General features: G+C 63.8%; 18 protein-coding genes. 12 read left to right on the top strand and 6 right to left on the bottom strand.

The genetic code is table 11. The features are described from left to right. Positions 1-8: 8 nt before the first annotated feature. Genes ptsP through GPA21_RS00845 form a run of 3 tightly spaced genes read right to left on the bottom strand, consistent with a single transcriptional unit; the run spans position 9 to position 2,413 of the window. Entirely contained in the window at positions 9-1,748 is a 1,740-nt protein-coding gene (gene ptsP / locus GPA21_RS00855) for a phosphoenolpyruvate--protein phosphotransferase (RefSeq protein ID WP_168986321.1), read from the bottom strand. Between the two features lie 4 nt (positions 1,749-1,752). Beyond that, on the bottom strand, positions 1,753-2,022 hold the full coding sequence (locus GPA21_RS00850) for an HPr family phosphocarrier protein (RefSeq protein WP_168986320.1): 270 nt from the start codon (positions 2,020-2,022) through the stop codon (positions 1,753-1,755). Positions 2,023-2,029: 7 nt separating this feature from the next. Further along, positions 2,030-2,413 (bottom strand): PTS sugar transporter subunit IIA, encoded by a 384-nt coding sequence (locus tag GPA21_RS00845; protein ID WP_168986319.1) that lies wholly within the window; start codon positions 2,411-2,413, stop codon positions 2,030-2,032. 187 nt (positions 2,414-2,600) lie between these two features. Between GPA21_RS00845 and GPA21_RS00840 the strand changes: the two genes are divergently transcribed. The 7 genes from GPA21_RS00840 to mdoH all read left to right on the top strand — a co-directional run bounded on the left by GPA21_RS00840 (position 2,601) and on the right by mdoH (position 12,211). Then, positions 2,601-4,232 carry a BCCT family transporter gene (locus GPA21_RS00840; RefSeq protein WP_168986318.1) on the top strand — a complete coding sequence of 544 codons (1,632 nt, stop codon included), beginning with the start codon at positions 2,601-2,603 and terminating at the stop codon, positions 4,230-4,232. 21 nt (positions 4,233-4,253) lie between these two features. Beyond that, positions 4,254-6,131 carry a DUF294 nucleotidyltransferase-like domain-containing protein gene (locus GPA21_RS00835; protein WP_168986317.1) on the top strand — a complete coding sequence of 626 codons (1,878 nt, stop codon included), beginning with the start codon at positions 4,254-4,256 and terminating at the stop codon, positions 6,129-6,131. A 5-nt stretch (positions 6,132-6,136) separates the two neighbouring features. Continuing rightward, on the top strand, positions 6,137-6,892 hold the full coding sequence (locus tag GPA21_RS00830; protein WP_168986316.1) for a 3'-5' exonuclease: 756 nt from the start codon (positions 6,137-6,139) through the stop codon (positions 6,890-6,892). Between the two features lie 350 nt (positions 6,893-7,242). Further along, the gene (locus GPA21_RS00825) at positions 7,243-8,097 is read left to right on the top strand and encodes a mechanosensitive ion channel family protein (RefSeq protein WP_168986315.1); all 855 of its coding nucleotides are present in this window, start codon (positions 7,243-7,245) and stop codon (positions 8,095-8,097) included. 228 nt (positions 8,098-8,325) lie between these two features. Further along, complete coding sequence (locus GPA21_RS00820; RefSeq protein ID WP_168986314.1) at positions 8,326-9,873, top strand: glucan biosynthesis protein G; 1,548 nt, start codon at positions 8,326-8,328, stop codon at positions 9,871-9,873. A 2-nt stretch (positions 9,874-9,875) separates the two neighbouring features. After that, positions 9,876-10,148 (top strand): hypothetical protein, encoded by a 273-nt coding sequence (locus GPA21_RS00815; RefSeq protein ID WP_168986313.1) that lies wholly within the window; start codon positions 9,876-9,878, stop codon positions 10,146-10,148. After that, positions 10,145-12,211, top strand: coding sequence for a glucans biosynthesis glucosyltransferase MdoH (gene mdoH, locus GPA21_RS00810; protein ID WP_168986312.1), 2,067 nt, complete (start codon positions 10,145-10,147; stop codon positions 12,209-12,211). Before GPA21_RS00815 ends, mdoH begins: the two co-directional genes overlap by 4 nt. 27 nt (positions 12,212-12,238) lie before the next feature. Here the strand turns inward: mdoH and GPA21_RS00805 are convergent, their stop codons facing one another. Then, on the bottom strand, positions 12,239-13,135 hold the full coding sequence (locus GPA21_RS00805; protein WP_168986311.1) for a LysR substrate-binding domain-containing protein: 897 nt from the start codon (positions 13,133-13,135) through the stop codon (positions 12,239-12,241). 200 nt (positions 13,136-13,335) lie between these two features. Between GPA21_RS00805 and GPA21_RS00800 the strand changes: the two genes are divergently transcribed. The 5 genes from GPA21_RS00800 (at position 13,336) to GPA21_RS00780 (ending at position 18,510) form a co-directional block, all read left to right on the top strand. Beyond that, the gene (locus GPA21_RS00800) at positions 13,336-14,556 is read left to right on the top strand and encodes a CaiB/BaiF CoA transferase family protein (protein WP_339379860.1); all 1,221 of its coding nucleotides are present in this window, start codon (positions 13,336-13,338) and stop codon (positions 14,554-14,556) included. Further along, complete coding sequence (locus GPA21_RS00795) at positions 14,553-15,509, top strand: hydroxymethylglutaryl-CoA lyase (RefSeq protein WP_168986309.1); 957 nt, start codon at positions 14,553-14,555, stop codon at positions 15,507-15,509. Before GPA21_RS00800 ends, GPA21_RS00795 begins: the two co-directional genes overlap by 4 nt. A 31-nt stretch (positions 15,510-15,540) precedes the next feature. After that, the gene (gene dctP / locus GPA21_RS00790) at positions 15,541-16,521 is read left to right on the top strand and encodes a TRAP transporter substrate-binding protein DctP (RefSeq protein WP_168986308.1); all 981 of its coding nucleotides are present in this window, start codon (positions 15,541-15,543) and stop codon (positions 16,519-16,521) included. Between the two features lie 70 nt (positions 16,522-16,591). Further along, positions 16,592-17,218: a TRAP transporter small permease gene (locus tag GPA21_RS00785; RefSeq protein WP_168986307.1), complete on the top strand. Its 627-nt coding sequence runs from the start codon at positions 16,592-16,594 to the stop codon at positions 17,216-17,218. After that, on the top strand, positions 17,215-18,510 hold the full coding sequence (locus GPA21_RS00780; RefSeq protein ID WP_168986306.1) for a TRAP transporter large permease: 1,296 nt from the start codon (positions 17,215-17,217) through the stop codon (positions 18,508-18,510). Before GPA21_RS00785 ends, GPA21_RS00780 begins: the two co-directional genes overlap by 4 nt. A 21-nt stretch (positions 18,511-18,531) precedes the next feature. Here GPA21_RS00780 and GPA21_RS00775 read toward each other — a convergent pair whose 3' ends face one another. Together GPA21_RS00775 and GPA21_RS00770 are read right to left on the bottom strand one after the other, a co-directional pair. Further along, a complete protein-coding gene (locus GPA21_RS00775) occupies positions 18,532-19,083 on the bottom strand; it encodes a TIGR00645 family protein (RefSeq protein WP_168986305.1) in 552 nt (183 codons plus the stop codon). Between the two features lie 88 nt (positions 19,084-19,171). Beyond that, the coding region (locus tag GPA21_RS00770; protein ID WP_168986304.1) for an ATP-binding cassette domain-containing protein at positions 19,172-19,749 on the bottom strand (578 nt) is incomplete at its 5' end.

Raw genomic sequence — 19,749 nt, 5'->3', positions numbered from 1 at the left:
CGCACTTGTCAAATCACCCCCCCACCCAGTCGCAATACTGCATCTCTTACCTTGGCTGGCTCATCCATGCGCAGGATGCGCTGGACCTTGGGCGCGAGCTCGCCGACGTCGGCGCGCAGCACTTGCTGCTTGATGCCGAGGATGTTCGACGGATGCATCGAGAAATGGCGCAACCCCATGCCGAGCAGCAACAGGGTGTAGGCCGGGTCGCCGGCCATCTCGCCGCACACTGCAACCGGCAGGCCGTAGCGTACGCCTGCCTGGATGGTGCCGGCGATGAGTTTCAACACTGCCGGGTGCAAGGGGTCGTACAGGTGCACCACGGCATCGTCCGAGCGGTCGATCGCGAGCGTGTACTGGATCAGGTCGTTGGTGCCGATCGACATGAACGATACCCGACGCACGAACATGCCGAGCGACAGCGCTGCCGCTGGCACCTCGATCATTGCGCCTATCTCGACGCGTTCGTCGAACTTCGCGCCCTCCGCGCGCAGCTCCGCACGGGCGCGATCGACGAGGCCGAGGGTTTGGTCGATCTCCTTCGCGTGCGCGAGCATCGGCACCATGATGCGGAGCTTGCCATGCACCGAAGCGCGCAACAGGGCCCGCAGTTGGGTCAGGAACATCTTCGGCTCTGACAGCGAGAAACGGATCGCGCGCAACCCGAGCGCCGGGTTGGGTTCGATGCGGCTGGGCTGGTGCTTCAGTGCCTTGTCGGCGCCGACGTCGAAGGTGCGGATCGTGACCGGCTTGCTGCCCATCGCCTTGAGCACCGCCTTGTAGGCCTCGTACTGCTCTTCTTCGTCTGGCAGGGTGTCACGCCCGATGAAGAGGAACTCGGTGCGGTACAGCCCGACACCGTCGGCGTTGGCGGCACGAACCTGGCCGATGTCCTTCGGACCTTCGATATTGGCGTGAAGAAAGACTTCCTCGCCGTCGAGCGTGGCGGAATGCGTGTCCTTGATGCGATGGAGCTTGGAGCGCTCGAGTTCCAGCTCTGCTCGGCGCAACCGGTATTCCTCGACGATGGTCGGGTCCGGATCAATGATGACCACGCCCCGGGTACCGTCGATGATGACGAGTTCGTCGTCCTCCAGCAGGTGGCGGATGTGCTGCAGGCCGACCACCGCCGGGATCGCCAGGTTGCGGGCGACGATGGCGGTGTGGCTGGTCGGGCCACCCACATCGGTGACGAATCCGGCGATGTTGTGATCGCGGAACCCGATGGTGTCGGCCGGTGACAGGTCATGGGCGACGATGATGGTGCCGAGGCCATCACGCCGCTTTGCCGGCAGATGGCCCGGGTGGCCGAGCAAGACCTTGACCAGGCGCTCGATCACCTGCACCACGTCGGCTTTTCGCTCGCGCAGGTAGGGGTCCTCGATCTGGTCGAACTGTTCGACCAGGTGCTCCATCTGCTGCACCAGTGCCCATTCGGCGTTGCAGCGTCGCTCCTCGACCAGTTTGCGTGCGGCGTCCACCAGCATCGGATCGGCCAGCATCATCATCTGCAGGTCGATAAAGGCGCCGACCTCGGTGTGACCCAGCCCGGAGGTGGCTGCTGCCTTCAGCCCGACAAGCTCGCCTTGCACCGTTGCCAGTGCGTCATCCAGGCGGTCGAGTTCTTCGGGGATGTATTTTTCGGCGACGTGGTAATGATTGACCTCGAGCAGTGCGTGCGAGATCAGATGTGCATGGCCAATGGCAATGCCGGGCGAGACTGCGAGACCATGCAGCGTGAATGCCATCGCGTCACTCCTCCTCGCCGAAGCGGTCCGCGATCAGTGTCACGAGTGCTTCCATGGCTTCTTCGGCGCCCTCGCCCTCGGTATCGATGACGATGGTCGCGCCCCTGGCGGCAGCAAGCATCATGACGCCCATGATGCTCTTGGCGTTGACGCGGCGATTGTTGCGCTCGAGCGCGATGTCGCATGAAAAACCGCTGGCGGTCTGGGTGAGCTTCGCGGACGCGCGCGCATGAAGCCCCAGCTTGTTGATGATCTCCACTTCCCTGCGCGGCATTGCTCCCTCACCTCATTCTCATCACACCATCGCAACCGCCCGACACCGCGCGCTGCAAAAGCGCTTCCAAATTCTTGTCCCGATGTGTCAGCACCCGCAGCAGCATCGGCAGATTGACCCCGGCCACCCCTTCGATACGACCGGGTTCGAGCAGGCGGCTCGCGAGGTTGCTCGGTGTTGCGCCAAAGATGTCGGTCAGCACGACGACCCCCTGACCCTGGTCCACCCACCCCAGCATTTCGTGTGCGAGCGGCAACAGGTCGAGCGGGTCGTCCTGCGAAGATACACCGAGCTGGGCGATGGCGGGCGGTCGCCTGTTCAGCACATGACAGGCGCACTGGATCAGCGCTTCGCCGAGTGTGCCGTGGGTGACGAGGAAGATGCCGATCATGATCCGCTGGTCAGTCGTTTCGACGATTCTAGCAGGCTGTCGGATGCCCGGCGGACACGTGGTCATCCTGCCCTCGCGTGCTACCCTGAATAAGCGGATGCGCCCACCGGTGATCCGCAAATGCCGGTCGTAAGCGCGTCGTACCGGACGTGTCTGCGGCCACCATTCCAGAACTCAGGGAGCTGGCATGACAGAGAAGAAGGACTTGATGACCCCCGACGGGGAGGTCAGCCCGATCGACACCGATTATCAGATTGGGCAGGATAACGTGGTGATCGATGTCGGGCCGTTCGGTCTCGATATCCACAACCGGGTGTTCGCGATTTCGGCCCTGACGGTGATCGCGTTCGTGATTCTCACGGTCGCCTTCCACGGCCAGGTCGAACCCTTGTTCGGTGCCTTGCGCAGCTGGCTCACCACCAATCTCGATTGGTTCTTCATCGCCGCCGGCAACGTGTTCGTCGTCGCGTGTATCGCGCTCGCGGTGTCTCCACTCGGCAAGGTGCGGCTCGGCGGCACAGAAGCGACGCCCGATTTTTCGTATCTGGGCTGGTTCTCGATGCTCTTCGCCGCAGGCATGGGTATCGGCCTGATGTTCTTCGGGGTGTCCGAGCCCTTGTCGCACTTTGGCAGTGCGCTCGGTGGCACCGCGACCGAAGGTGGGGTGCGCACCGACTGGGCGCCGCTCGGCGCTGCAGCCGGCGACAGCGAGGCGGCGTTGCGCCTCGGCATGGCGGCGACGATCTTCCACTGGGCGCTGCACCCTTGGGCGATCTACGCGATCCTCGCGCTGGGCCTGGCGCTGTTTTCGTTCAACAAGGGCCTGCCGTTGACGATTCGATCGGTGTTCTACCCGCTGCTCGGCGAGCGTGTTTGGGGCTGGCCCGGCCACGTCATCGATATCCTCGCGGTGTTCGCGACCCTGTTCGGCCTCGCGACGTCGCTTGGCCTCGGTGCCTCACAAGCAGCCGCCGGCCTGCACTACCTCTTCGGTGTGCCAGAGGGCACCGCCACCCAGGTGGTGCTCGTCGTGGCGATCACCATGATCGCGCTGGTTTCGGTGCTCGCCGGGCTGGAGAAAGGGGTCAAGCGTCTGTCCGAGGTCAACATGACGCTCGCGGTGCTGCTGATGCTCTTCGTCATCGTCGTCGGTCCGACGGTCGCGATCCTGACCGGCTTCTTCAACAATCTCGCGGCCTACGTGCAGAACCTGCCGGCGCTGTCCAATCCGGTCGGGCGCGAGGATGCCAACTTCGCCGCCGGCTGGACCGCCTTCTACTGGGCTTGGTGGATCTCGTGGTCACCCTTCGTCGGCATGTTCATTGCGCGGGTGTCGCGCGGCCGTACCGTGCGCGAGTTCATTTTCTCGGTGCTCATCGTGCCGTCGCTTGCCTGCGTATTGTGGATGACGGTGTTCGGCGAAACCGCGATCGCCCAGCTGGTGCGCGACAACTACACCGCCGCTGCCGAAGCCGCGCTGCCGCTGCAGCTGTTCTCGATGCTCGACGTGCTGCCGCTGGCGCAGATCACCTCGTTCATCGCCATCGTGCTGGTGGTGGTGTTCTTCGTGACCTCTTCGGATTCGGGTTCGCTGGTGATCGACGTCATCGCCTCGGGTGGCAAAGTGCATACTCCGACGCCCCAGCGGGTGTTCTGGGTGACCTTCGAGGGCCTTGTCGCGATTGCGCTGATTCTCGGCGGCGGCCTGGTGGCGTTGCAGGCCATGGCGGTATCCACCGGGTTGCCCTTTACCATCGTACTGCTGATGTCGACCGTAGCGGTGGTGATGGGCCTGCGCAGCGAACCGCGCGGTAGCTGAGCGCCGGGGCGGGGCAGGAGCATGAAGGACGAGCAACTCGAGATACTCGAATTCTTTCGAGGCAGACCGCCGTTCGATTCGCTCGACGAGACATGGCTGCACAAGCTCGCCACTTCCGTCGATGTCCGCTATTGCAGGGCGGACACCCAGATCAGCGAGTTCGGCGACGAGGCGCAGTGGTGGTACATCGTGCGCAGCGGAGCGGTCGAGGTCTATCGCCGCAATGGCACCTTGTACAACCGCCTCACCGAGGGCGGCTATTTCGGTGAGTTCGGGCTGTTGCGCAACAAGCGGGTACGCTTTCCCGCCCGCGCAATCGAGGACACCCTTCTCTACATGGTGCCCGAGCCGGTCTTCAGCGAGGTGTTCGATAATGACGAGACCTTCGCCGATGCGGTGGAGATCGAGGACCGGACCCGCCTGCGCCATGTGGTCTCGCGCAAGGAAGACGCCAACCAGTTGATGTCGGCCACCGTGGACACCCTCGTCGGCCGTGAGGCGGTGCTGCTCGATGTGTCCGCCACGGTGCGCGAGGCGGCGCAACGCATGACCGAGGAGGGGGTGTCGTCGGTGCTGGTCATGGACGAGGAGGCAGCGCCCGGCGATCTCGCGCTTGTCGCGGGCATCGTTACCGACCGCGATCTGCGCACCCGGCTGGTAGCGCCGGGTCTGTCGTACGACACACCGGTGACCGAGATCATGAGTGGCGACCTGGTTACCGTCGATCACAACCAGCTGGTGTTCGAGGCGATGATGCTGATGCTGCGCCACAACGTTCACCATTTGCCGGTGATGCGCCACCGCCGGCCACTCGGCGTGATCGCGCTGTCCGACATCATCCACTACGAATCCCGCAACAGCCTGTTCGTGGTCGGCAGCATCTTCCGCCAGACCGATGTCGACGGCCTGGTCGGCTTGCTGCCGGACGTTCACGCCTGCTTCACGCGCATGGTCACCGAGGATGCCAACTCGCGCATGATCGGCTCGGCCATGGCCGCGATCGGGCGAAGCTTCAAGCAACGACTATTGGAACTGGCCGAGGAAAAGCTCGGCCCGCCTCCTGTACCGTACTGCTTTCTGGCGATGGGATCGATGGCGCGACAGGAGCAACTCATCGTCACCGATCAGGACAACGCCCTGATCCTGGACGACCGTTTCGACCCGGCGGTACACGATGCCTACTTTGCCGAGCTGGCCGCCTTCGTCAGCGATGGTCTCGCGCGCTGTGGCTACACTTACTGCAGTGGCGGCATCATGGCGACCAACCCGCGCTGGCGGCAACCGCTGGCCGTCTGGAAGCGGACCTTCGCGGACTGGATCGACAAACCGACGCCGGAGTCCCTGCTCAACGCCAACATCTTCTTCGACCTTGAAGGCGTTTGGGGCAAGACCGAGTGGGTCGACGCCCTGCGCCGCGTGATCGCGCAGAAAGCACAGGCCAGCCCGCGATTTCTTGCCTGCATGGCGCGCAACGCCTTGCTGCGCACGCCGCCGTTGGGGTTCTTCAAGGACTTCGTCGTCGAGGCCGATGGTAGACACAGCCGCGCGATCAACCTCAAGCGGCGCGGCACCGCGCCGCTGGCCGACCTGGTGCGGGTGCATGCGCTTGCGGTCGGTTCGATCTCGGTGAACAGCTTCGAACGCCTGCGTGACGTCATCGATGCGAGCATTCTGCCGCTCGGCCGCGGCCAGGATCTGGTGGACGCACTGGAGTTCATCTCCATCGTTCGCATCCGCAACCAGGCGGTTTCGCTAGCCGCAGGCGAGGAGCCGGACAACAGCGTGGAGCCGGACACCCTTTCCGAATTCGAGCGCAAGAGCCTGCGCGACGCCTTCCTGATTCTGTCCAACGCGCAGAAATTCATGAAGTACCGTTACCAGCCCGGGCGGGTGAACTGAGCTGGATGTTCTACCTCGGCAAACTTGACGACAAGGAGAGCAGGCGCACCCCGCGCGCCCGCCGTGCGCCGGACTGGCCCGCGCGTTTCGCCGAGCTCGCCGACGCCGCGCATGACCCCCGCCTGCGAGCCTACTACGCCGCTGGATTGCCTGCCGGAGACACTCCGCTGGCTGAGGTGCCGATGGTTGCGCTGGACGTCGAAACCACCGGTCTCGATCCGGTGCGTGACGGCATCGTCAGCATCGGGCTGGTGCCGATGACACTCGAGCGTATCCACGCGAGCGCCTCGAGGCACTGGATTGTGCGTCCGAGGGTGCGCTTGGACGAAACCTCGGTCACGCTTCACGGCATCACTGACTCGCAGGTTGAGGAGGCGCCGGACCTGCAATCCATTCTCGGTGAAGTGCTCGAGGCAATGGTCGGGCGAATCGTCGTGGTGCATTGCCGTGACATCGAGCGCCAGTTCCTGGACCAGGCCCTCAAGCCGCGCATCGGCGAGGGCATCGAGTTTCCGACCATCGACACGATGGCGCTCGAGGCCGAGCTGCATCCGCGCCGCAGGCCTGGATTCTTCGCCCGCCTGTTCGCTCGAACCGAGCAGGTATCCATACGTCTGGCCGCGAGCCGCGCGCGCTACGGATTGCCACGCTATGGCCTGCACCACGCGCTCACCGATGCACTCGCCACCGGCGAGCTGTTGCAGGCACAGATCGCCCATCGCTACGCGCCGGACACCCGGCTCGATGCGTTGTGGACCTGAGCCGGGAGCCGCTGCGAGCGACATGCCCGTCTGCAGTTTTGCACGCGCCGGTACGCCCGACTTAAACTGGCGGCAGTCCATCTCCAGAACCGCGCAGGGCGGGTACAAGCATGATCCTAGAAACCTCAGTTGATCGCTCTCCATGATCTTGAATGCCTTACAGAGCTTGGGATACGCAGCTTCGACAACGGTCACCCAATGGGTGAGTCCGCTACGCGCCCGATTGCACGCCCGGTGCGCCGCCTGGCTGCGTTGCTTCTCGTTGCAGGGAACAACCATGCTGCCTCGTTGCGCCTTGCCAGACGACGCACCAGACGCACATTCGAACGCGTCCAACTGAGGTTTCTACGATGATCCAAGAGACGCTCACCAGCCTGTTCTCCGGCAATCAGCTGCTTTCGACGCTGATTCTGGTCAGTGTTTTCGTGCTGGTGCGCAAGCTGGTCGAAAAGCTGTTGCGAGGTCGCGAGGACTTCATTCCCGACGAGCGGCGCCGATTGATCTCCTGGTCGCGCAATGCGCTGGTGCTGGTGCTGGTGGTCGGCCTGATCCTGATCTGGGCGCCGGCCCTGCGCACCTTCGCGCTGTCGGTGACCGCCTTCCTGGTGGCGCTGGTCATCGCCACGAAGGAGCTCATCCTGTGCATCACCGGTGGCCTGCTTCGCACCTCCACCGGCGCCTTTTCGGTCGGAGACTGGGTTCGCATCGGGGAGCTGCGTGGCGAGGTCGTCGACCAGTCGATCATGTCGGTGACGCTGCAGGAACTCGAGCCGCCCGCTCGCGGCCACCGCTTCACCGGTCGCACCGTGACCCTGCCCAACAGCGTATTCCTTACCACCAACGTCGTGAACGAGAATTTCTACAAGAAGTTCGTCTATCACAGCGTCGAGATCACCATCGAAAGGGAGGATGATCCGACCGAGACCGCTCGCGTGATGGAAGCGGCCATGACCGCCGCGATCGTCGACAGCAGGGAAGTCGCGCAGCGCTACAACCAGCTGATTCGCCGTCGCTCCGGCGTTGAGATGCCCGCCATCGAGCCTCGCATCCGCATGGTCACCACCAACGAAGCGCGAATTCGCATCGGTGTGACCGCCTTTGTTCCAACCGGCGACACCGAGCGGATCGACCACGAGGTAATGGCAGCGGTGCTGGCGGCGGCGCATGAGTCAAGAGCCGAAAAAACATGTCCCTCGGGTACTTGATTTAGCGCATCCGAAAGCCGATGATTCGCGCTATCGAAACCTGATTCAATCGAATCTTCAAGACGCACTTCCTCTCCGCAGTTGCCGCCCGTGACTTTGCCTTTGGCAAGGGTGGCGAAGGTTTCTCTGATCGAACTGAATCTGCGCATGCGTCGGGGTTGAAGCAACTGATCGACCGACTGCCCAAAGGTTCGCCCTTACCCCGCCTCTTCCCTTGCACTGTTGAGCATGCATACCGTACGCGATACGTTTTTCGTGGGCGCATTTGCGTTCGCCTGTTTTTCCCCTGTCCATGCGCTCGCGTTCGACCTCGATACGCTTGCAGAGCGGGCCCGTGCGCTGGCCGAGCAGACTTACCGGGCGCCCGAACCGATCCCCCGCGTGATGCGGGAGCTGAGCTACGACCAGTATCAAGGCATCCGTTTCGAACCGGCCAGCAGTCTGTGGGCCGGTTCCGACAGTCGGTTTCAGGTCATGTTCTTCCCCGCGGGGCTGTTCTATACCCATCCTGTGCGGATCAACGTCATCGAAGGCGAAGAGGTCCAGCCCCTGGACTTCCGCAAGTCGGATTTCAGCTACAGCGATCCGGAGATCGAAAGGCGCGTGCCGGCCGATCTCGGCTACGCCGGTTTCCGGTTGACTTTCCCTCTGGCCGCCGAGAAAGAGCAGAACCAGTTTCTCGTGTTTGCCGGTGCAAGCTACTTTCGCGGGGTCGGCCGTGACAACGCATGGGGCATCTCAGGGCGTGGCGTCGCCATCGATACCGGCCTGCCCCGGGGTGAGCGGTTCCCGTCCTTCGTCGAATTCTGGCTGGAGCAGCCGTCGCCGGATGACCACACTGTCCGGTTCTATGGTCTTCTCGATGGCGAAGACCTCACTGGGGCCTACGAATTCGTCGCCACACCAGGGGAGACGACCCGGCTGGATGTGAAGGCCGTGCTCTTTCCGCGCGGTGAGATCGAGCAGCTTGGTGTGGCGCCGCTGACGAGCATGTTCTTCTACGGCGAAAACACCGGGCGACCGCGCGGCGAGTGGCGTGGTGAGGTGCATGATTCGGACGGACTCCTGATTGCGGACGGCGCGAGTGGAGAATGGTTATGGCGGCCTTTGCTCAACCCGGTCAACCTCGAGATGGACTGGTTCGCAGTCGAGCGCCTGGCCGGCTTCGGACTGCTGCAGCGTGACGTCGATTTCTCGTCCTACCAAGATCTTGGGGCCCGCTATGAGCGGAGACCAGGTGCCTGGGTAGTACCCCGCTCCGAGTGGGGTGCCGGGCACGTGGTTCTGGTGCAGATTCCGACCGATACCGAAACCAACGATAACATCGTGGCATTCTGGAAGCCCGTCGAACCTGTCAAGGCTCGCGAAGCCTATCGATTCGAGTGGACGGTCGGCTTCGGACCCGGTGACCCAGTCGAGACTGGTCTGGCGCGCACTGTGAATACTTTCGTCGGCGATGGCAGCGTCGTTGGCGGGGGCAATGTCCCGGGCGCCTACCGTTTCGTGGTCGACTTCGAGGGAGGCTCGCTGCCCAGGCAGGCCGAAGGCGGTGAGGTGCTCTCCAGGGTCACCGGACTGGACGGTACCGAAGTGCTGGAACACTTCGTGGAGTTCAATGCGGCGCTGAAAACCTGGCGAATGTCCGCGTTGGTCAAACCCGAGGCGGGCAAGTCGGTTGCCTTGCGTGCGTTCCTGAGCGATGGGGAAAACGCGTTGAGCGAAACCTGGTCATATCGGCTTCCCTCGGACAACGACATCCTGGTCAAGAGGCGTTGACCATGGCCATGACGATGAGCGAGCGGCTACTACACCGGGCGCTTGGTTATCTCCGGTTGTGCGGACTGGACATCGATGCCGTAGTCGAGCGCCGGGTGCTGGGGGTGGTGTCCCGCGTGATCGCGGAGGAGGCGGTTCATGGAAAGCCGATCGACGAGACCGCCGCGTACACGCGACTGATGACGCAATTGGACGACGCCTTCACTCCGCCGGAGCCGCTACTGCCACCGGTCACGCCGACAATGGTCCGCGGCAGCATCGGCTACGCGCCATGACCAAACCTTCCTGGAAGCGCGCCGCGTTCGTACGGCGAAGTGTGCTGACGCTGGTGGTGGTCGGTCAGACCGCACTCGGTGTCACGATCATGCGCCAGGTGTTGCCGTATCAAGGTGGCAACGCGGTGGAGATCGGTCTGCTCGCGTTGTTTGCGGTTTTGTTCGGCTGGATTTCGGTCGGATTCTGGGTGGGTTTCACAGGTTTTGTCGTCCGCCTTGCTGGCGGTGACCCGCAGGGACTCCTGCAACGTCATTCGCGCGGTGTGCTGGAAGCGACGCCACTGGCGCGCACAGCAATCGTCATGCCGATCTACAACGAACCGATCGCACGCACGCTCGGCGGTCTGCGCGCGATTTACCGCTCGCTCGAAGAGACCGGCCAGCTCGAGCACTTCGAGTTTCACATCCTCTCGGACAGTCGCGACCCGGACCACTGGTTGTCGGAGAAGACCGTGTGGTACGAGCTTTGCCGTGAGCTGGGTGCCTTCGGGCGGTTGTTCTATCGGCGTCGTCCGATCAACATGAACTACAAAAGCGGCAACGTCGCAGACTTTCTGCGCCGATGGGGTCGGCGCTACGAATACATGATCGTGCTCGATGCGGACAGCATCATGGATGGCGGGACACTGGTCGACATGGTCCGGCTGATGGAGCGCGAACCGGGTGTGGGGATAATCCAGACCAGCCCCGGTATCGTCAATGCTGAATCGATGTTCGCTCGAGCGCAGCAGTTCTCGAGTCGCCTTTACGGTCCGATGTTCACTGCTGGCCTGAGCGCCTATCAGCTAGGCGAGGCCGCGTACTGGGGACACAATGCGATCATTCGCGTGGCCCCTTTCATGGCGCATTGCGGTCTGCGCAAGCTGCGTGGATTCGGCCCGTTCAGGGGCCCGATCTCGAGCCACGACTTCGTCGAGGCCGCCTACATGGCTCGGGCCGGATACGAGGTCTGGCTGGAGCCGGAGCTGCAGGGCAGTTACGAGGAGTCTCCACCCAGCCTGGTCGACGAACTGGCGCGCGACAAGCGATGGGCCAAGGGTAACCTCCAGCACCTGTGGCTGCTGCTGTTCGGAAGACGCTTGCGCATGGCTCACCGCCTGGCCCTGCTCAACGGTGTCATGTCTTATCTCGCATCGCCGCTATGGCTTGCTTTTCTGGGCTTGACGACTGTTGCCACAGCGCGGCTGGTGCTGTTTCCAATCGACTACTTTCCGGTTCCGCATAGCCCGTTTCCAGTTTGGCCGAAATGGAACCCCGAGTGGGCGCTGGGTTTGGCCGGAGCAACTGTCTTGCTGCTGTTTCTTCCCAAGTGGCTGGCATTGATCGATGTCGCTCTGCGGGGGCGAAGCGCGGACTTTGGAGGAGGCTTTCGCTTGCTGTTGTCGGTCCTGCTCGAGATCCTGGTCTCCACGCTGATGGCGCCGATCCGGATGCTTTCGCACAGTCGTCACGTGGTCGAGGGGCTGTCCGGTGTGAAGCTGCGCTGGGCGGGACAGAACCGCAGTGAGGAAACGACCTGGCGCGAGGCGCTCGTAGATCAGGCGCCCGGCTCCTTGCTGGCCGGATGCTGGGCGATCCTGGCGTGGTGGCTCGACCCGCTCTTCTTCTTCTGGTCTTTGCCGGTGGCGATTCCGCTCATCGTTGCGGCACCGGTATCAGTGGTTTCCGCGCGGATCTCCGTCGGCGCATTCCTGAAACGTTATGGTCTGTTGCAGTCGCCCGAAGAGCGCAACACGGTAGCGGTGATCTCAGCGGTGCGCGAGGCGCAAACGGTCGTCAGCGAGCGAGGCGACCGCTCGGCCTTCATTCATGTCGTGGTCGACCCCGTACTCAACCGGGTGCACGTCGCGACCACCCGCGACAATCGTCCCGGGGTGAAGTCCGAAACCATCGCGCGTCTGGTAGCACGCTGCGAGCGCGAAGGACCCGAAAACCTGACGTCACGCGAGGTGACGCAGCTGGCGCTGAGCCGTGGCGCTCTCGAGTCGCTGCACCGGCGTGCCTGGCGGGCCCCGTCGGACAGCTTCTGGGGGCGGGCGGTGGACGAACGCATCGGGACCTGACCGGCCCACGGCTGCTGCGACCTCTGGTCATGTGCTGGTCTGGTCGCTCTGCTCTCCGACGAGTCTGGCGCACCATTCGCGGAAGGCGCGAACCTTGGGCCAGGCCGATTTGTGCCGAGCATTGACCAGCCAGTAGCCCATGTCGGATCCGACGAAACCCTCAAAAGGCGCGACCAGTCGGCCTGCCTCGATATCGGCTTCCACATAGACACGCTGCCCGATTGCGACACCGAGACCTTCGGCGGCTGCCTGGTAGGCGAGCGCGGCGTTGGCAAACTTCGGGCCGGCAAGGGGGTCGAGTGCCAGGCCGGTGCCGTCGAGCCAGATCTGCCAGGACTCCGGCCGAATCATCGAATGCAGCCGAGGCAGCCTGTCGAGGTCCGACGGGGCACGCAGCTGACGCGCGGTTTCCGGGCTGCAAACCGGAGTGAAGGCGTCGCGGAAGAGAAGCAGCGCCTCCTCGCGCTCCGGCCGCGACGTGTGTATGCGAACTGTCAGGTCGAAGCCATCCAGCGCCCCTTCGTCAGCGACGGCGCTGGTGCTCACTTCGACCTCCAGTCCCGGATGACGTCCGATGAAATCGCCGAGTTTGGGTACCAGCCACCGTATCGCTAGAGTCGGTGCAAGCCGCAGGCGAAGATGATCGGGCGCTGCACTTGAGCGTACGTCGGTGATCGCCCGTTCGAGCTGCTCGAACACAGGGCCGAGGCGCTCGGACAACTGTCGGCCTTCGATCGTGAGCCGCAGGCCACGACCCGCGCGTTCAAACAGGGGTACGCCGACCCAATCCTCCAGCTGGCGTACCTGCTGACTTACTGCTCCGGGGGTGACGCACAACTCCGAAGCCGCCTGTGCAATGCTGGATCGCCGCGCGGCGGACTCGAAGGCTCGAATTGCGGTTAAAGGTATACGTGGACGACTCACGGTCGGGCGCGACCCGCATTGAATTTAGAAAAACTAATGATAGCAGCAGAAATCGTGGCTGGCCGACGCAGCGCAACACGCACTACGATTCATCAGAGCAAAGATTACACAAGTAATCTGGCGGGTACGCATCATCGGGCCACAGCGATCTGGCGTGTTCAAAGCCTTCAAAAAGCTAAATGATCTTGCAAGGAGACAATGTGCAGGGACCCCTCTCCGGTATCCGGGTGCTCGAACTCGGCCAACTCATTGCCGGCCCCTTCGCAGCCCGGATGATGGCCGAGTTCGGTGCCGATGTGATCAAAGTCGAGCCGCCCGGACAGGGGGATCCCTTGCGAAGCTGGCGCAGGCTCTACCAGGGCACCTCACTGTGGTGGTACGTCCAGGCCCGCAACAAGAAGTCGGTCGCCATCGATTTGCGCACTGCGGATGGGCAGATGCTGGTTCGGAGGCTCGCGCGCGAGGCCGACATCGTGGTCGAGAACTTCCGCCCCGGTACTATGGAAAAATGGGGGCTTGGCTATGAGGCACTGTCGGCCGAGAACCCCGGTCTGGTCATGGTTCGTGTCTCCGGCTTTGGTCAGACCGGACCGATGCGCGACCAACCCGGTTTCGGTGCGATCGGCGAGTCGATGGGCGGGCTGCGCTATGTGACCGGCTATCCCGACCGGCCGCCGGTGCGACTGAACCTGTCCATCGGCGATTCGGTCGCCGGGCTGCACGCGGTGATCGGCGCGCTGATGGCGTTGCGCCATCGCGATGCCAATGGCGGCAAGGGCCAGGTGGTGGATGTCGCCCTGTACGAATCGGTGTTCAACCTGATGGAATGCGCGGTGCCCGAGTACGCGATGTACGGAGAGGTGCGCGAACGCACCGGCTCCAACCTGACCGGCATCGTGCCGTCCAACACCTATGTGTCGCGCGATGGCGTGAACATCATCATCGCTGCGAATGGCGACGGCATTTTCCGCCGCCTGATGTCGGCCATCGGGCGCGAGGACATCGGCGAGGATCCGCGTTTCGCGCAGAATTCCGGGCGTGCGGCCCATGCCGAAATCATCGAGGGGGCGATCGTCGACTGGTGCGCGTCGCACGACGCCGCGGCGGTCATGGCGGTGCTCAAGGGCGCGGACGTGCCGCACGGCAAGATCTACAGCATTGCCGACATCTGTGACGACGAACAGTACCGTGCGCGCGACATGATTCTGTCCGCGCCGCTCGACGAGCGCGAACGGTTGTGGATGCCCGGCATCGTGCCCAAGCTGTCGGCGACGCCCGGCAGCGTGCGGGCGCTGGGACCGCGCGTCGGCGAGCATACCCGCGAGGTGTTGCGGGCCGCGGGAGTCGATGAGGCCAGCATCGACGACCTGCTGGCGCGGGGCGTGGTGGCAATGCCCGATCCGAACGGGGTTGAGGCATGAGTCCGGTGTTGCGTCCGCCTGTGATGCTGACCGAAGTCGTGATGCGCGACGGGCTTCAGATCGAGCCCACGATTCTGAGCACCGATGTCAAAGTCGCCCTGCTCGACCGCATCTCGGATCTCGGCTTTTCGCGCATCGAGGCCACCTCCTTCGTATCCGTCCGGGCGGTGCCGGCGCTCGCAGATGCCGAGGAGGTGTTCGCGCGCATCAGGCGCCGACCGGGCACGACCTACGTGGCGCTCGCGATGACGCCGCGCGGCGCGGGGCGCGCAATCAAGGCCGGCGTGGACGAGATCGCGGTGGTCGTCTCCGCGTCCGAGGCCCACAACAACGCCAATGCCGGACGCAGCATCGACGACTCGTTTGCCGGGTTCGCCGCGGTTGCCGACATGAGCCGTGCCGCCAACACCGCGCTCAGCGGCGCGATCTCGATGACCTTCGGCTGTCCGCTCGAGGGCGACATTCCCGCGGCGCGGGTCTTCGGCCTCATCGAGCGCTTTCTCGCCACCGGCATTCAAGACATTTCCCTTGCCGACACCACCGGCATGGCGTATCCGACCCAGGTCGCGGCCTTGTGCGACGAGGTCTTGCGCCGCTACCCCGAGGCGCGTTTCGGTCTGCATCTTCACGACACCCGAGGACTCGGACTGGCCAACGCGCTTGCCGGGCTGCAGTCGGGCATCGTGCGCTTCGACGCCTGCATCGGCGGGCTGGGTGGCTGTCCGTTCGCGCCCGGCGCGTCCGGCAACGTGTGCACCGAGGATCTGGTGCACATGCTAGAACTGATGGGCCATGAAACCGGCATCGACCTCGATGCCTTGCTCGAAACCCGCCGGGCCGTCGAACAGGCGGTCGGGCATCCGCTTGAAGGGCATGTCGGTGTCGCCGGACCCCGCCTGCGACCCTTCGCCTGCACCACGGACGATGCCGCACCACAGATCGTCGGTTCGTAATCGCCCGCTCACACCAAAAAAGGAGACCCTGATGAAACACACCCTGCTCGCCAGCCTGCTCGTTGCGGCCAGCATCGGCATTGCCACTGCCGCCGACTTCACGATGCGCCTCAGTCACCAGTTGCCGCCCACCCACCACATTGCGCAGACCCTCGACCGCTTCGCCGAAGATGTTGCGCGGGAAACCGGCAACCGGGTCGAAGTGCAGATCTTCGGTGCGGAACAGGCTTTCCGCGGGGCGCAGAACCACGCTGCGGTGGCGCGGGGGCAGGTGGAGGCTGCGGTGGTGACCAACTTCCAGTGGGGCGGCACGCTGCCCGAGATGAACGTCATGACCCTCCCGTATTTCATGACCGATCTCGACCGGCTGCAGCGCTTCCCGGGCTCCGAGGCCGCGCGCATGCTCGAGGCCAAGCTGCTGGAAAAGGGCGTGCGCAACATCGCCTGGTTGTACACCACCCGTCAGAGCATCTTCACCTCGAACGCCAAACCGCTGGTCCAGACCTCCGACTTTGCGGGCAAGAAGATCCGCGGGCTTTCGCGTCTGGTCGATGAAGCCTTCGTCGCGGTCAACGCCGCACCGGCGACCATGCCCGGCTCGGAGGTCTATCAGGCCTTGCAGACCGGGGTGATCGACGCCGGTCTGACCGACGTGTCCGCCGGTTACAGCCGTCGCTTCTACGAGGTGCAGAAGTACGGCACCGTGACGCCGTTCTTCGCAGTGTATTTCCACCTTTTCGTGACCCCCACGTGGTGGGATCGCCTGCCGGACGACGTTCGCGCCGGTATCGAGCGCGCGGCGGCCAAGGCCGAGCAGGACGTCATCGCGGTCACCGAGGCCACCGCCGAGCAGGCCATTACCCAGTTGCAGGAAAAGGGCATGGTGCTGCACCTGCAGACTGCGGAAGAAGCCGAAGTGTGGAAGGCAGCGATGCAGCCGCCGGTACTCGAAGCGTTTCGCGCGCTCGGCGACGATGCCGCCAAACTGGTCGAGTTGATCGAGAACCTCTGATCGCGGCACCACGGCTACGAACCGCGGCGACCGGCACGAGGCCGGTCGCCGCATTGCTTCGGTTCATGACATGACAGCTTCGAAACACCCGGTACGCGGTCCGCTCGCGACGGTGGCACGCGCAGTCGTCCTCGGGCTCGACCGCATCGTCGCAGCCCTGTGCTGGCTGGCGATGGCGTTCTCGGCGCTCGCGCTGATCGCCTCGCTCGCCATGGTCGTGTACTCGGTCGGGATGCGCTATGTGCTCAACCAACCCCAGACCTGGGTGGACGATCTCGTCGGCTTTCTGCTGGTCGCCATCGTCCTGCTCGGCGCGGCCGATGCCATGCGTCGTGGCGAGCATATCGGGGTCGATCTGCTGACCAGCCGGCTCGGTGCGCTGGGGCGACGCATCGCCGCGGTCTGGGCCTTGCTCGCGGTGGTCGTCACCGGCGTGTTCTTCGTCGTCGAGGGCTGGGAGACCGTGGCCTTCTCAAAGATGCTCGGCGTGAAGTCCTACGGCCATCTCGAGGTGCCGATCTGGATCGTTCAGCTTGCGGTACCGGTCGGCGGTGCGCTGTTCGGTCTTGCCGCCCTGATGGGCTTGTTGCGCATCGCCATCGGTGAAGAGGTCGTGGTCAGCCGGGGTGAGGCGGCGCATGCTGCGGCCGCGGTTCAGGCGCAGGATGATGACCCCCGCGGTGGAGGTGGGCGATGACCTTCCTTTTGCTGCTGTTCGGCGCGCTGCTGCTCCTGCTCACCGGCTTGCCGATCTTCGCCGGGCTGGCGATCTTCGGTGGGGCGCTGACCTTCGCCACCCAGGGCGATCTCGGCGCCCTTGGCGAGATCGTCTTCGGCAAGCTCAACCACTACCTGCTGGTCGCGATCCCGCTGTTCGCCTTCATGGCGCATGTGATGATCCGCGGCAAGCTGGTCGATGACCTCTACGACGCCGCCTTTACCTTCACCCGCCACCTGCCGGGCGGGATTGGTATCGCGACGGTGATCGCGTGCACCATCTTCGCCGCGATCTCGGGTTCGAGTGTGGCCACCGCGCTCACCATCGGCGCGGTCGCCATTCCGCAGATGATCCACTACGGCTACAAACCGCGCACCGCCTACGGTCTGGTTGCGGCCGGTGGCACGCTGGGCATTCTCATTCCGCCCTCGGGTCCGATGGTGCTTTACGGCGTCATCACCGAATCCTCGATCGGTGCGCTGTTCGTCGCCGGCATGGTGCCCGGCCTGTTGCTCGCCTTGATGTTCTCGATGTGGTGCGTGGTCGATGCGCGCTTCATCTCGAAAGGCGTCCGGCGGGAGAAGCGGGCCACGCTGCCCGAACTCGCCACTGCGGTGCGCAAGTCCTTCTGGTCGTTGATGCTGCCGGTGCTGGTGCTGGGCGGGATGTATTTCGGCATCTTCACCGCGACCGAGGCGGCCGGTGTCGGCGCGATGGCGGCCCTGCTGATCGCGGTCGTGGTCTATCGCAACTTCGGTTTCGGCGATCTGTGGCACGCGGCGGTCGCCGCGTGCCGGACCTCGGCGATGCTGTTCATGATTCTGGCCGGCGCGAGCATCTTCGGCCATGTGCTGACCAAGATGCGCATTCCGCAGGAGATCGTCGGCCTCGTTACCCAGCTCGGTATCGGCACTCTCGAGTTCCTTCTGCTGGCGATGCTGCTCATCTTCATCCTCGGCATGTTCCTCGAGACCATCTCGATCATCCTGATCACCACGCCGGTGATCCTGCCGGTGATGCTCCACCTCGGCATCAACCCGGTGTGGTATGGCGTGCTGCTGATGATCAATCTGGAACTGGCCCTGATCACGCCGCCGGTGGGCATGAACCTGTTTACGATCAAGGCGATCACCCGTGCGCCGATGATCGAGATCGTGCGTGGCGTGATTCCCTACGTGTTCCTGCTGCTCCTGGGCCTGCTGGTGGTGCTGGCGGTGCCGGCGATCGCGATGTGGTTACCGGCGACGATGTTCAACGTCGGCAAATGGTGAGTTCGAGCCCCACGACGGGGCTCACTTGCCGCTCTTGCGCTGCTCGGAGATCCAGTCCGAGATCGCGAATAGCAGCCCCGACAACACGAACGTGAGGTGGATGGCGATCTTCCAGCCCAGCTCCTCGCCGGTCATCTGGTGGCTCACCAGAAAGGCTTTTAGCAGCTCGACGGCCGAGATCGCGACGATGGCGCCGATGAGCTTCATCTTGAGATCCGAGAAGCCGACCTTGCCCATCCACGCGGGGCGGTCTTCGTTGTCGCCGGTGTAGAGCTTGGAGACGAAGTTCTCGTAGCCGCTGAAGATCATGATCAACAGCAGCGCGGCGATCAGCATGGTGTCGACCAGGGTCAGGATGGAGATCACCGAGTCGTGCTCGATTACGCCCAGCACGCCCATCAGCAATGCGATCAGTTCCTTGCCGAACTTCACCAGCAGCACCAGGATTGCGATGATCAGTCCGATGAAGAACGGTGCCAGCAACCAGCGGCTGGCGAAGATGAGGGCCTCGAGCTTGAGTTCGAGCTTTTTGGCGCGGCTTTTGTCGGAAGCGGGCGTGTCTTGCGGGTTCATGGCGTGGGTCGCAGGTGGTCTAATCGAAAAGCCCGCCGGACGGCAGGCGTCGGGCGGGCAGGTCTTGCATTGGCGAGTGTCGGGATGCTCAGTCCAGCCCCTGGCTGGCGAGGTATTCCTCGTAGCTGCCGCGGTAGTCGGTGATGCTGCCGTCGAGCTTGATCTCGACGATGCGGGTCGCCAGCGAGGAGACGAACTCGCGATCGTGCGAGATGAAAACCAGCGTACCGGCGAACTTTTCGAGCCCGGTGTTGAGCGACTCGATGGATTCCATGTCGAGGTGGTTGGTCGGCTCGTCCATCAGCAGCACGTTGGGCCGTGACAGCATCAGCTTGCCGAACAGCATACGGCCCTGTTCGCCGCCGGAGATCACGTTGACCGACTTGCGCACCTCGTCGCCGGAAAACAGCAGGCGGCCGAGGGTGCCGCGGATCAGGGTCTCGAGATCCTCGCCGTTGGCCGCCGCGGTGACCCGGGCATATTCCGAGATCCAGTCGGTAAGCTTCTCGGTGCCAGCGAAGTCGGCAGAGTGGTCCTGTGCATAATAGCCCGGCTTGGCCTTCTCGGCCCACTTGATCGCGCCCTTCTGCGGCGAAAGCTCGCCCATGAGCAGTTTCATCAGCGTGGTCTTGCCGACGCCGTTCTCGCCGATGATGGCGACTTTTT

This window comes from Azoarcus taiwanensis, from assembly GCF_012910885.1.
GTDB lineage: Bacteria > Pseudomonadota > Gammaproteobacteria > Burkholderiales > Rhodocyclaceae > Azoarcus_F > Azoarcus_F taiwanensis.
This window is presented reverse-complemented; position numbering and strand designations above follow the sequence as displayed.